This window comes from Paenibacillus sp. FSL R7-0345, assembly GCF_038595055.1.
Classification (GTDB): domain Bacteria; phylum Bacillota; class Bacilli; order Paenibacillales; family Paenibacillaceae; genus Paenibacillus_AQ.
Map to the genome: position 1 here is coordinate 3,844,682 of NZ_CP152002.1, position 13,574 is coordinate 3,858,255.

Consider the following 13,574-nt stretch of genomic DNA (forward strand, 5'->3'; position numbering starts at 1 on the left):
GCTTTGTTAACTGACAGTATCGAATATATCACAATTTTGTAACCAATGCCTAAGAAAATGTTACCATTCTGTTAGGAATTCGTTTATTCCGCGCATTTGGAAGGTCATAAAAGTTACATATTGGTCAACCATTCGTGTCATTCCGGCAAAAGGACAAAAAATCCTGCAGCACATAGACAAAAATTTTACACAGAGTTAACATTTCTCGCTTTGGCAAATAGTAGAATGATAACATATGTTCAAAAATTAGAAACTGAAGCATACTTGGAGGGGCAATCGACGTGACTACAGAAGACAAAAAAAATATCCATACCAGCCCTGCGACGGCTTACCTTAACCGTGATCTCAGCTGGATTGAATTCAACCGCCGAGTACTGCAGGAGGCGCAGGATCTGGAGAATCCGCTGATGGAGCGGGCCAAATTCCTGGCCATCGTGTCCAGTAACCTTGATGAATTCATCAGTGTGCGAGTGGCCGGAATCCAGGATCAGATCAGGGCAGGCTATACTAAAAAAGACTTTACCGGCTATACGCCATCCGGCTTATACAAACGTCTGATCAAACGTGTCACCAAAATTAACGCCGACCAGTACCGTGCCTTCCGCGACCTGTCCCGGAACCTGCATAAGGAGGGCATTGTATTCGTCAATTATGAAGATCTCACCCATGCGCAGGAACAGTCAATTGAAGAATACTACCGTGACATTATCTTCCCTGTGCTTACACCGATGGCCGTTGACCAGAGCCGTCCGTTTCCGCTTGTGCACAGCCAGTTTATCTATCTGGCAGTCGTACTGACCCGTAAGAACACACAGGAAGAAGAACCCTATTTCGCTATTCTGCAAATTCCGTCCAACTTGCCGAGATGTATCCCGCTTCCCCACCGCTCCAACAGCAAGAAACGGCAGTTCGTATTCATTGAGGATGTAATCCGCCATCATATCCAGACCCTGTTCAGCGGCTACGAGCCTGTGGCTGTCAACGAATTCCGCCTGACCCGCAACTCCGACCTGACAATTGATGAAGAAGGTGCGGAGGATCTGCTGGAGGAGATTGAAAAAGAGCTGCGTAAACGCCGCCGCGGCGTTCCTGCCCGCCTTGAAGTTCAAAAAGGAATTCATCCTTATGCCCTTGAGCAACTGCAGGCTGAATTTGAACTGGAGGACTTCATGTTTGAAATTGACGGTCCGCTCGATCTCGGGTTCCTGCGCGGGTTTGCTAACAGTCTGAAGGGCTTTAACTATTTATATGAGGCGCCGATTGAACCGCAATATCCGGTGGAATTCGATGAGAATGAAGATTTCTTCGAGGTATTGCGCGAACGCGACGTGCTCGTATACCATCCTTATGAATCTTTTGACGCCATGGTTGATTTCATTACACAGGCTTCAGAGGATGAGTCCGTTATGGCTATCAAAATGACCCTGTACCGCGTAAGCGGCAATTCCCCGCTGATTGCTGCACTTGCCCATGCTGCCGAGTCCGGCAAGCAGGTTACCGTCGTGGTTGAGCTGAAGGCGCGGTTTGACGAAGAGCGGAACATCGCCTGGGCGCGCAAGCTGGAGCAATCCGGCTGCCATGTGGTGTATGGTCTGGTAGGCCTCAAAACGCATGCCAAGGTTACGCTGATCGTCCGCCAGGAAGGCAACGAGCTGCGCCGTTACGTGCATGTCGGCACAGGCAACTACAATGACAGCACAGCCAAGGCCTATACGGACATCAGTCTGTTCACGGCGAACGATGAAATCGGGCTGGACGCTTCCGAGCTGTTCAATCAGATGACCGGTTATTCGGCCAACTATAACTGGAATGCCTTTATCGTTGCCCCGACCAATATGAGCCTGTCGCTGCAGAAGCTGATTCTGCGCGAAGCCGAGCATGCTGCTGCAGGACGGCCGGCACGGATCATTGCCAAGATGAACTCCCTGTCCAACCAGGAGGTCATCGACAGCCTGTACAGCGCAGCCCAGAGCGGGGTATCCATCGACCTGATCGTCCGCGGGGTCTGCTGCCTGCGTCCGGGAATAGAAGGGCTCAGCGAGCGGATTACAGTTCGCAGCATCGTTGACCGGTTTCTGGAGCACTCCCGGATTTATTATTTTGAAAACGGCGGGGAGCCGGAGGTGTATCTGTCAAGTGCTGACTGGATGACACGCAACCTGACCCGGCGGATTGAGCTGATGTGTCCGGTGAAGGACAACGTTACTAAAAAACAGCTTTTCAAAATACTCGATCTCACGCTTAACGACAACATGAAAGCCAGCTTCCTGCAGCCTAACGGATATTATGAGCGGCCGGACGACAAAAAGGCCCCATTCCGGAGCCAGTTCGCCGCTATGGATGTTATCCGTTGGAAAGGTAGCCGAGCTTTATCTTCACCGCCCAAGCATTCCTGAATGCCTTCAGGGCGTTCTCAATGTCCTCTTGACCAATGAGCACGGTTGTAGTTCCCTGCAGCTCCAGATCCAGCGTTCCGCTGTGCAGACGGACGCTGAGATCACGGATGATGCCGATCTCGGTGCTGTCCAGCGCGATGCTCAGCTGTACAAGCGTGCCCAGCTTATGAATTAACTCTTCGTCGGAAGTCAGCAAAATGTCCTTGTGTGCCTGGGACAGTTTCTGCTTCCGGCTTTTTGTGCTGTAGGAAGCGATCAGGGCGCAGAGGATGAGCTGGCGGTGACTCAGTCCGCGGATCGGCGAATTCATCAGCCAGTAACGGGTGTGCCGCTTGGACTGATAATAATTGATGTTCGAGCCTGTACGGTGCAGCATGATTGAGACATAAATCAGCATCTCCTGCTCTGCCCTGTCCCCGCCCAGCTCAAAAGCGCTAAACAAACGCAGAGCCAGCTTATTGATATGATTCAGATGCTGCTTTGAGCTATGAATGTCAAACCGGATAATCGTGTCCAGGCTGAATTCCAGCGCACTGTCACGCACCGGCTGCTCCGGCTTCAGGAGATCATGCAGCATCCCTTCACGCAGCCCTTCTCCGCTGATCACAGCCTGGCTTGCCTTGATATAGTGGTACACCGTGTGGAAAATAATCACCCCGGAGACAATGATGTCAGCGCGGCTCTTTGACAGCCCGTCCATCTCTTTGCGCTTCTCGAAAGGCGTCGCCGGCAGGACTTCCATAAACCGGTTAATGGTTTCGCCGGACAAGGTATAGCCATGGGAATTCGGCAGTGAATAATCCCGGGTCTTCTGATCCAGCTTGCCAAGCGAGCGGAGGGTTCCGCCCAGTCCGTATAACGGCAGTCCTTCGCCTGTCCCCAGCCAGTCATGTTCAACCAGCCTGCCGGTCACATACGCCTGAAGTTTCCTGATCTGCTCGGCATTCCAGTTCCCGTTATGGCTGAACAGCAGATTCGTGTTGACCGCCCCGAACGGGAAAGAAATGCTGTGCTGATGACGGCGCCCGCGGAATAGCGTAACCTCCGTACTTCCGCCGCCGATATCAATGACAAAGCCGTCCTGGACATCAGTGGCATTGATCACACCCAAGAAGCCGAAATAAGCCTCCTGGTAGCCGCTGATAATTTCAATCGTAATAGAGGAAGCTGACGACAGATACTCTATAATCTCATTAGAGTTGGCAGCATTGCGGATTGCGGCTGTTGCCCCTGCACGGATTTTCTCCACACCAAAGGCGCTGCAGATCTCCTTGAACTGGCGCAGGACCGGAATAACCGTGTCCATGTCCTTCCGCTCCAGTCTGCCTTCCTTTGTAATCTTCTCGCTCAGGCGTGCAGAGTATTTGCACTCCTTGATAATTTTGTAGCCGCCTTCCCCGGTCGTATCATAGATAACGAGCCGGATGGAGTTGGAACCAATATCAATGATGCCAATCCGGCAAAGTTCTTCTCTCATCTGTATGTACTCCTTTTCAAGTTGATTGGCCATTTTATATACTATATCATCAATTGTCATACCGCCAAAATAAATAAGACAAAAAACGGCTCCCGGAAAATCCTCCAGGGGCCGTTATTATAACTTTATTACAGTACTTTGCTCAAGAAATCCTGGGTCCGGGCATGCTGCGGATTGCCGAATACCTCTGCCGGAGTCCCCTGCTCGACAATGTATCCGCCGTCCATAAACAGGATGCGGTCCCCTACTTCACGGGCAAAGCCCATTTCATGGGTCACGATGACCATGGTCATCCCCTGTTCTGCCAGCTTCTTCATAACCTCGAGCACCTCACCGACCATTTCCGGGTCGAGCGCCGATGTAGGCTCATCGAACAGCATCACATGCGGCTGCATCGCCAGTGCACGGGCTATGGCAATGCGCTGCTTCTGTCCGCCGGACAGCTGGGCCGGATAAGCATTGCGTTTATCTTCAAGGCCTACGGTGCGCAGCAGATCGACGGCAATTTTCTCCGCTTCCGCAGATTGCTGCTTCTTCACCTTCAGCGGAGCCAGTGTAATATTCTGCAGCACCGACATATGCGGGAACAGATTGAACTGCTGGAATACCATACCCATTTTCTCACGGGTCTGGTTGATATCGTGCTTCTTATCCGTAATCGACTGGCCTTCAAAGGCGATCTCTCCGCCGGTAGGCTGCTCAAGCAGGTTCAGGCAGCGCAGGAAGGTGCTTTTGCCCGAGCCGCTGGGACCGATCACGACGACAACCTCCCCTTTCTTGATTTCCAGATCAATTCCCTTGAGAATTTCCAGCTTGCCGAAATGCTTCTGCAGATTCTTAACGGTGATCATCGGTGTTCAGCCTCCGTTCGAGTGTGCCCAGCAGCTTGGACAAGGTAAATGTCAGCACAAAATACATTATGGCAATGACCACCAGCGGTGTCAGGCCTTCATAGGTAATCGTTGTAATGGTTCTCGCCTGGAAGAGCAGATCCGCTACCCCGATCATAGAAACGATGGAGGACTCTTTGATGATTGTAATAAATTCGTTCCCGATCGCCGGAAGCACATTCTTGAGCGCTTGCGGAAGCACGATGTAACGCATGGTCATGCCCTGCTTCATCCCGAGTGAACGGGCCGCCTCTACCTGGCCGCGGTCCACGCCCTGAATCCCGGCACGGAAGATTTCCGCCAGATAAGCCGAGCTGTTAATAGTCAGCGTGATCGCCCCTGACTGAATCGGTGTAAACTCCAGCCCAAATTCCGGCAAGCCGTAGTGAATCAGGAACAGCTGCACGAGCATCGGCGTACCGCGTAAGAATTCAACCCAGGCGGTTGCGATAAAACGGAGGATTCTCCATTTGGACATGCGCAGCAGCGAGACAATGATCCCCAGCACAAAGCCGAAGAACACCCCGAGCACTGCCAGCAGCAATGTATACTTCAAACCTGCAAAGAAAAAATTGCGGTATTCATAGGCCATATCAAAAATATTCATTTGACGGCAAAACCTCCTGTTCGTATCTTTTATCAAAAAAATAGAAAACAGCGTATTACCGCTATTTTCTACTTAAAGAGCATTCATTACCCTGCAGCAGACTATACCGCAAACGGAGGATAGTGAGCACCGCAGAATGTATCTTTTGGCAAAACTTATTCGCTCTCAGCAAGCTCGCTTGCTGCCGCTACGTACTCGTCGATCTTGCCTTCGGAGTTCAGGCGGGTCAAGGTAGTATTTACTTGGTTAAGCAGTTCTGTGTTACCCTTCTTCACGCCGATTACATAGCCGTCATCTTCAACTTCAGGCTTGGCATCAGTAATAACCAGACCTTCTACGTTCTTCACGAAGGATTTGGCAACCGGACCTTCCATAATAGAAGCATCAACACGGTTGGAGTTCAGCTGCAGGACGATTTCGGAAATTTTCCCGAGGGAGGTCAGCTGTGCGCCTTCGATGCCCTTGGCGATTTCTTCCTGGATGGAACCGGTCTGAACGCCGATTTTAACGTTTTTCAGGGAATCCATTGTAGCATATTTATCTTTATCAGCTTCACGTACAACTACAGCCTGTTCGGCTTTATAGTAGATGTCGGACAGATCGACAGCCTTTTTGCGTTCTTCGGTCGGGCTCAGGCCCGAAATTACGATATCTACTCTGCCGCTGGACAGTTCGTTCAGCAGCGAGTCGAATGGCAGATCCTTGATCACAAGCTCAGCACCCATGTCAGCCGCGATATCCTTGGCGATGTCAATATCAAAGCCTACGATTGTATCCTTACCGTCTACTACTTTATGGAATTCGTATGGCGGGAAGTCTGCACTGGTTCCCAGTGTCAAAGTCTTGGTAGCAGCAGCTCCGGTATTGCCTGCAGCGTTATCTGTTGAAGCAGCATTATCATTGTTATTGCCGCAGCCTGCCAGAAGACCAACTGCAAGCAGCATTCCTAGTGAAAGTTTACCCCATTTTTTCATCTGTATATCTCCCCTATTCTCTCATTTGTTATCTAAGTTGTGATGTGACCGATTTATTATAAATCACTGCGCATGAATATGCAAAGACATTTTTTATCATGAACAGCTATTTTGACAAGAAAACGCTATCAGTCTGGTGACGGATCAGGCGGTTTTGCACATTCCAGAAAAAGAGGGGTATACTACTACTATCTCCAGCCGTTCACAAAATAACCAGGCTGGTTCACAGCCTCACTCCGGGTGGTAATATTTACCGGAAGCTAACGGGCTGAGTTATGCTCGCAAAACTGAGCGAATGCTTACGAAGCGAGTTTTGCACGATGTGTCTCAGGCGGGTTATGCTCGCAAAACTAAGCGAATGCTTACGAAGCGAGTTTTGCGCGATGTGTCTCAGGCGGGTTATGCTCGCAAAACTAAGCGAATGCTTACGAAGCGAGTTTTGCGCGATGTGTCTCAGGCGGGTTATGCTCGCAAAACTTTTAGGAGGTGCGATCATGCTGCTGGAAGCTATGTACCATGTGCCCCGTGACAAGTGGGCCTATGCTTACGATACAAAAACTATACATCTGCGTGTACGCACCAAACGGGACGATGTGGACTGTGTCACAGCCCTGACCGGGGACAAATATGACTGGGAGCATACCTTTTTTGAAATTCCGATGGAAAAGGCCGCTTCCGATGATAAATTCGATTACTGGGAGTGTGCTGTCAGGCCAAAATATAAACGGCTCAGCTACACCTTTCGTGTCAGTAAAGGCCCGGAAAATGTATATCTGCTGGACAACAGCATCCGTTCAGAATGTCCGCAGCCGCCGGCCCACTTCTATGAGTTTTCCTATATCCACCAGATTGACCTGTTTCAGGTCCCAAAATGGGCTAAAGATGCGGTGTTTTACCAGATTATGACTGAGCGCTTCGCCAATGGCGATCCCTCCAATGATCCGGAAGGAACTGAGGCCTGGGGCGGCAAGCCGGCGTTTCATAATTTTTTTGGCGGAGATTTGCAAGGTGTGCTGGAGCATCTGGATGATCTGCTGGAGCTGGGGATTAATGCCGTCTATTTTACCCCTTTGTTCGTCTCCCCTTCCAACCATAAATATGACATCGTTGATTATAAAAAAGTCGACCCGCATTTCGGGGACAATGAGCTTCTTAAGCAAGTCGTCGAAGAGTGCCACCGCCGCGGGATCCGTGTGATGCTCGACGCTGTATTCAACCACTGCAGTGACAAATTCCCGCCGTTTCAGGACGTGCTGGAAAAGGGTGAATATTCCCTTTACAAAGACTGGTTCCATATAAACTCCTTCCCTGCTGAGATTGTCGACGGTATTCCTACCTATGACACTTTCGGCTTTTTTGGCAATATGCCCAAGTTCAATACAGCTAACCGTGAGGTCAAAAACTACCTGCTGGAGGTAGCGGAATACTGGATCAAGGAGATTAAGGTGGACGGCTGGCGGCTGGACGTGGCCAACGAGGTGGATCATCATTTCTGGCGTGATTTCCGCAAGGTGGTTAAAGCGGCCAATCCGGATGCATACATCGTAGGCGAAGTATGGAGCGATTCCCTGACCTGGCTGCTCGGCGACCAGTTCGATTCTGTCATGAATTACCCGTTCTCCGGCACCGTACTGGAGTTCTTTAACGGCGGCATGGATGGCATCACCTTCGGTCACCGGATCGGCAGCCTGCTGATGCGTTATCCCCAGCAGACGAATGAGGTCGTGTTCAATCTGCTTGGCAGCCACGATACTCCCCGCCTGCTGACGGTGGTTGGTGAAGATAAACGGCGGCTGAAGCTGGCGGTTGTGTTTCTTTTTACCTTTATGGGGACGCCCTGCATTTATTACGGCGATGAGATCGGCTTAACCGGCCATGAAGATCCTGACTGCCGCAAATGTATGGAGTGGGATAAGGCGAAGCAGGACCGGGAGCTGTATGATTTTTACCGGATGATGATTGCGCTGCGCAAGCAGCACAAAGCACTGCGTGAAGGCCGGTTCCGCATCCTCCAGGCATGTGAGAACGATCCCTGCATTGTGTACGAGCGCGCTGACGAGAAAATCCATTTTACCGTCTGGATGAACAACTCCCCCGTTTCCCGTACACTCAGCCATCCGATGGAGACGGACGACTGGCAGGATGCACTGACCGGCGAAAAAGTTGAACCCGAGGATGGCATGATGCATATCTCACTTGACCCATATGGCTACCGGATTGTATGCAGAGATTTGGAGCAGTATCTGGTTTAAAATCGCAATTCCATTATTGGATAGGTTATTTAATCGGGGGGATCGGCAGTGTCACAGTTCAGTGCAAACGATTTACATGAGCTATATCTGCAAAAAGGTCATCTGACGCAGGATGAGGCTTACCACTGGTTCGATGTGCTGGAGACTGTGGAGATGGAGCAGATATGGGGCAAATGGTGCGGGAGCGAGCTCCCCTCCGGCCACCCCATGGATGGCCTGCTTCGCCTGACCCGCTGGTACGGCAAAGAATTCCTGGATGCCGAGACGGTCCACCCCCTGCTGTTCGAGACACGTAATGGCCGGCAGTTCGCGGCGAACCCCGGGCTGATTCCGCTAACCCTGCCCTTTCAGCTCATCCCGTGGCGGGTGGTTAGACCGCTCTTCGCATTGGTGTCACCGCTGATCAGGACCCGTTCAAGCAAAGCCCGGCTGCGGATGGTTGAGCACCGCGGGCGGGTCAGTGCTGCCATGGTCTATGACCAAAAGGCGATTATCGACCACTTCCGGCGGATTGACGAGGATACACTGCTTGGCGTGATGGATTTTAAGAATCAGCATGAGCTGGGGTTCTTTTTTATTTTGCGGAGGGTGCAGGAGTAAGTAGTTGGTGGTGGCCGACTGGTGAGGGTTGCGGCGGGTTGGTAGCTATAGGTAACTGGCTTGTGATGGTTATGGCGGGTTCGTGGCTGTTAGTAACTGGCTGGTGAGGGTTGCGGCGGTTGGTGGCTCGAACAGGACATTTTTGCCCTTCATTACACCCATTTAACCGACCAGGCTGAAATCAAGGGCATTTTTGCCCTTCATTTCGCCCATTTCACCTTTTAGGCTGGAATCAAGGGCACTTATGCCCTTCATTTCGCCCATTTCACCGATCAGGCTGAAATGAAGGGCATTTGTGCCCTTCATTTCGCCCATTTCACCTTTTAGGCTGGAATCAAGGGCATTTGTGCCCTTCACTTCGCCCATTTCACCTTTTAGGCTGAAATCAAGGGCACTTATGCCTTTCATTTCGCTCATTTCACCGATCAGGCTGAAATCAAGGGCACTTATGCTCTTCATTTCGCTCATTTCACCGATCAGGCTGAAATCAAGGGCATTTTTGCCTTTCATTTTGCGCATTTCACCGTTCAGGCTGAAATCAAGGGCATTTTTGCCTTTCATTTTGCCTAGTCCAGTCTAAGCAAAAGCAATAATGGGATTTTGCCCATTAATTGTTCCCATCCCCTCCAGAAATCGCCGCCACTAATGGAACTCTTCCGCTTACTCACCCGCTCTCTCCCTCAAATCGCCGATATTAACAGGACTTATCCCTTTAATCCACCCGATTAAAGCAGTCAACCGCCTAAAAAGGATTACCCTCTTACTCCCTCACCCTCCCTCTATCACCTTTCTACTTTAATCTAGACACTTTAGCTTCTTTCAAATAAAAAAACCAAAACACTCCGTAAAGTCTACGCTTTACGGAGTGTTTTGGGGTATAGCCTTTTACATTTGCTAGCACGCTTCTTCTATTCACCAATGCTGTTATAAATATCAATATACTGCTGGGCGGAGACGTTCCAGCTGTAGTCGCCGGCGAAGGCGTTTTTGGTTACTTTTTTCCAGTGCTCCGGCTTGTGGTAGAGCGAAACGGCCCGGCGGAGGGTGTGCATCATATCATGGGCATTGAAATCCTTGAAGGTGAAGCCGTTCCCCTCTCCCGTCTCTTCATTGTAGGACTGGACTGTGTCGTTCAGCCCGCCTGTCTCGCGTACTACCGGAATACTGCCATAGCGCAGAGCCAGTAGCTGGCTGATTCCGCATGGCTCGAATTTGGACGGCATCAGGAAGATGTCGCTGGCCGCATAGATTTTGCGCGATAAAGCATCATTAAATAGAATCTGTGAAGACAGCTTGGTCGGATAACGCCATGCCGCTTCACGGAACCACCGCTCATACATCTCATCGCCTGTGCCGAGCAGGACAAACTGGATATCGTCATAATACAGAATCTCATCGAGCACCCGGGTCAGCAGATCAAGGCCTTTGGAATCTACAAGCCGGGTAACCATGGCCACCATTGGAATGTAAGGTGCGACCGGCAAGCCCAGCTCCTCTTGCAGACCAAGCTTGTTTTCCGCTTTTTTAGCCAGATTCGAACGGTATTTCGTAAAAATCTTATTGTCTGTATTAGGGTTATAGCTCTTCGTATCAATCCCGTTGACAATCCCGCTCAGGCTGTCCGCCCGGTGGTTCAGGAGTCCGTCAAGGCCATAGCCGTAATACGGCGTACGGATTTCTTCCGCATAAGTCGGACTGACCGTAGTGACATGATTGCTGTGGACAATTCCGGCCTTCATATAATTCACATTGCCGTAATACTCCACGCTGTCAAAATAGCTGTGATCCAGATCCAGCAGCTCATTCAGCACCGAGTACGGGAAAACTCCCTGGTACAGCAGATTGTGGATCGTGAATACGGTACGCATACCGCTGTAGAACTCGTCATGACGGTAATGAGCCTTCAGCAGCAGCGGAATAACCGCAGCATGCCAGTCATGGCAGTGCAGCACATCCGGCTGGAAGCCGATGGCCGGAAGGCATTCCAGCACTGCTCTGTTATAGAAGGCAAACCGTTCGCCGTCATCCATATAACCATAAATGCCATCACGGCCGAAGTAGAATTCGTTGTCGATGAAATAGACCGGGATACCGTCATATACAAGCCGCTCAATTCCGCAATATTGATTGCGCCAGCCGACCGGCACGTCTAATACAGCTACCGGTTCGAGCTGGGCAGTGTAGGCTTCAGGAATTCCTTTGTATTTTGGCAAAATAACCCTTACATCCACCCCTGCCCCCTTCAGCGCTTTGGGTAGAGCTCCAATAACATCAGCCAGGCCTCCCGTTTTGATAAACGGATGGGCTTCAGCGGCAGCAAATAATACTTTCATGCAGATTTCCCCCTTAAAAGTATGGATTCTCTATTCCACAACTGCTTTGGGCTTGCGTCCTGCCTTCTTTAGAACCAGAAAACTTAGCGGCGGGATCGTCAGTTCCAGGCTGTTTACCTGATTGTGCATTTCTTTCTTGGAACTCTTCAGCGGGCCGTTATGATAACCGGAACCTCCAAGCTCCACAGTCTCTGAGCTAAAAATTTCTTCATATGTGCCCGGGCGCGGAACCCCGATCCGGTAATTCTTCCGCTCCACCGGCTGAAAATTAATAATGATGATCAGTGTGTCAACCGGCTTTTTGCCTCTGCGGATATAGGACAACACGCTCTGGTGGTTATCGTCCGCGTAGATCCACTGGTAACCCTCCATGTCATGGTCAAGCTCCCATAGCGCCTTCTCGGTTATATAGAGCTTGTTAAGCGCAGCAGTGTAGGCCAGCATCCTGCGGTGGGCCTCATAATCCATCAGCAGCCAGTCAAGCTGGTCCTGATCCTTCCACTCGATGAACTGTCCGAATTCACCGCCCATGAACAGCAGCTTTTTGCCGGGATGAGAGATCTGATAGCCCAGCAGCAGGCGTAAACCCGCAAATTTCTGCTCGTAGGAGCCGGGCATTTTGTTCAGCAGCGATTTCTTCCCGTGTACCACCTCATCATGGGATAAAGGCAGTGTATAATTCTCAGAATAGGCATAGGCAATCGGAAAGGTCAACAAATTGTGATGATAGGGGCGTCCCCCGAAATCATGTTCTATGTAACCTAAGGTGTCATTCATCCAGCCCATGTTCCATTTGTAATTAAAGCCGAGCCCGCCTTCGTGCGCAGGAGCAGTAACACCCGGCCAGGCGCTGGATTCCTCAGCCATCATCAGTGCTTTTGGATAATAGTGAAAAATCGTCTTATTCAGCTCCTGAATAAACCGGATCGCCTCCAGATTCTCCAGCCCGCCGTTAATGTTGCGTCTGTACTGGTGATTCTGCTTCTCGAAATCGAGGCGCAGCATGCTTGTTACGGCATCGACGCGCATTCCGTCAATATGATAGACATCGTACCAGAAAAGCGCATTGGAAATAAGAAAGGAATGAATTTCCGGCTTGCTGAAATCAAAGGATAACGTGCCCCAGCCCGGCTTCTCGGCTAAAAGCGGATCGGCATATTCATACAGCGGAGAGCCGTCGAACATTCTGAGTCCGTGTGCGTCCTTGGCAAAATGCGCCGGAACCCAGTCCAGAATAACAGCGATGCCGGCCTGATGCAGCTGGTCAATCAGATACATCAGCTCTTGAGGTTCACCATAACGGCTGGTAGCAGCAAAATACCCCGTTCCCTGATAGCCCCATGATAAATCGTAAGGGTGCTCGGCGAGCGGCATAAACTCAACGTGTGTATAGCTCATCTCTACCAGATAGGGGATCAGCAGATCGGCCATTTCTTTATAAGTGTAGAATTCACCGTCTTCCTTCTGCTTCCAGGTACCGAAATGCATTTCATAAATGTTCATAGGCCCGTTATAAGGGGCTTTGTTCTTGCGTCTCCACAGGTTGTCCCCCCACTGGTAGCCGCTGAGATCCGCCACAACTGATGCTGTCGCCGGTCTCACTTCTGCTTTAAAGGCAAACGGATCTGCCTTCAGGAAGCTTTCGCCGTCAGCTGAGATAATCCTGTATTTGTAAAAAGTTCCCGGCTCTATTCCCGGAAAAAAACGACTCCAAAATCCCGAATCGGGTATCTTAATAAATGAGTCCGCTTCCTTTGTTCCATCCCAGCCGTTATGATCACCAGCCAGTCCTACATATGTCGCATGAGGAGCCCACACGGTAAAGCGTACGCCCTTCATTCCATCTTCAGCGGCAATGTGCGCGCCCAGCATCATATAGCTGCGATAATTCGTGCCCTCATGGAACAGATAGATATCTTCAGTTGACGGGAGGTTTACTGTTTTTTGGATGTCAGGCAAATCATCACCACCTTATTGTATAGGATGCACCTATAACATTACCCGAATGTCCGGCGTTTGAAAATGCGTTTTTAAGGAAAAATTAG

The 13,574-nt window shown here is 50.5% G+C and carries 9 protein-coding genes and 1 pseudogene; 3 read left to right on the top strand and 7 right to left on the bottom strand.

Annotated elements, in window-relative coordinates; genetic code table 11:
* Positions 1–281 precede the first annotated feature (281 nt).
* The gene (ppk1, locus tag NST84_RS16285; protein WP_342561233.1) at positions 282–2,396 is read left to right on the top strand and encodes a polyphosphate kinase 1; all 2,115 of its coding nucleotides are present in this window, start codon (positions 282–284) and stop codon (positions 2,394–2,396) included.
* Here ppk1 and NST84_RS16290 read toward each other — a convergent pair.
* From NST84_RS16290 to NST84_RS16305, 4 genes and pseudogenes are all read right to left on the bottom strand, one after another.
* Complete coding sequence (locus NST84_RS16290) at positions 2,344–3,873, bottom strand: Ppx/GppA phosphatase family protein (RefSeq protein WP_342561234.1); 1,530 nt, start codon at positions 3,871–3,873, stop codon at positions 2,344–2,346. The genes ppk1 and NST84_RS16290 overlap by 53 nt on opposite strands.
* A gap of 128 nt (positions 3,874–4,001) precedes the next feature.
* Positions 4,002–4,724 (bottom strand): amino acid ABC transporter ATP-binding protein, encoded by a 723-nt coding sequence (locus tag NST84_RS16295; protein ID WP_342561235.1) that lies wholly within the window; start codon positions 4,722–4,724, stop codon positions 4,002–4,004.
* A pseudogene (locus NST84_RS16300) lies at positions 4,711–5,367 on the bottom strand (amino acid ABC transporter permease); the annotation flags it as partial. The pseudogene NST84_RS16300 and the gene NST84_RS16295, both read right to left, overlap by 14 nt.
* A gap of 158 nt (positions 5,368–5,525) precedes the next feature.
* Positions 5,526–6,344 carry a transporter substrate-binding domain-containing protein gene (locus NST84_RS16305; RefSeq protein WP_342561236.1) on the bottom strand — a complete coding sequence of 273 codons (819 nt, stop codon included), beginning with the start codon at positions 6,342–6,344 and terminating at the stop codon, positions 5,526–5,528.
* Between the two features lie 494 nt (positions 6,345–6,838).
* On the opposite strand from NST84_RS16305, the gene NST84_RS16310 reads away from it, so the two are divergent.
* On the top strand, positions 6,839–8,596 hold the full coding sequence (locus NST84_RS16310) for an alpha-glycosidase (RefSeq protein ID WP_342561237.1): 1,758 nt from the start codon (positions 6,839–6,841) through the stop codon (positions 8,594–8,596).
* 48 nt (positions 8,597–8,644) lie between these two features.
* Positions 8,645–9,196 (top strand): DUF4334 domain-containing protein, encoded by a 552-nt coding sequence (locus NST84_RS16315; RefSeq protein ID WP_342561238.1) that lies wholly within the window; start codon positions 8,645–8,647, stop codon positions 9,194–9,196.
* A 162-nt stretch (positions 9,197–9,358) separates the two neighbouring features.
* Here NST84_RS16315 and NST84_RS16320 read toward each other — a convergent pair whose 3' ends face one another.
* The 3 genes from NST84_RS16320 to glgB form a co-directional block, all read right to left on the bottom strand.
* Positions 9,359–9,757 carry a hypothetical protein gene (locus tag NST84_RS16320; RefSeq protein WP_342561239.1) on the bottom strand — a complete coding sequence of 133 codons (399 nt, stop codon included), beginning with the start codon at positions 9,755–9,757 and terminating at the stop codon, positions 9,359–9,361.
* 347 nt (positions 9,758–10,104) lie between these two features.
* The gene (glgA, locus tag NST84_RS16325; RefSeq protein WP_342561240.1) at positions 10,105–11,529 is read right to left on the bottom strand and encodes a glycogen synthase GlgA; all 1,425 of its coding nucleotides are present in this window, start codon (positions 11,527–11,529) and stop codon (positions 10,105–10,107) included.
* A 30-nt stretch (positions 11,530–11,559) separates the two neighbouring features.
* Complete coding sequence (gene glgB / locus NST84_RS16330; protein WP_342561241.1) at positions 11,560–13,488, bottom strand: 1,4-alpha-glucan branching protein GlgB; 1,929 nt, start codon at positions 13,486–13,488, stop codon at positions 11,560–11,562.
* Between the last annotated feature and the right edge of the window lie 86 nt (positions 13,489–13,574).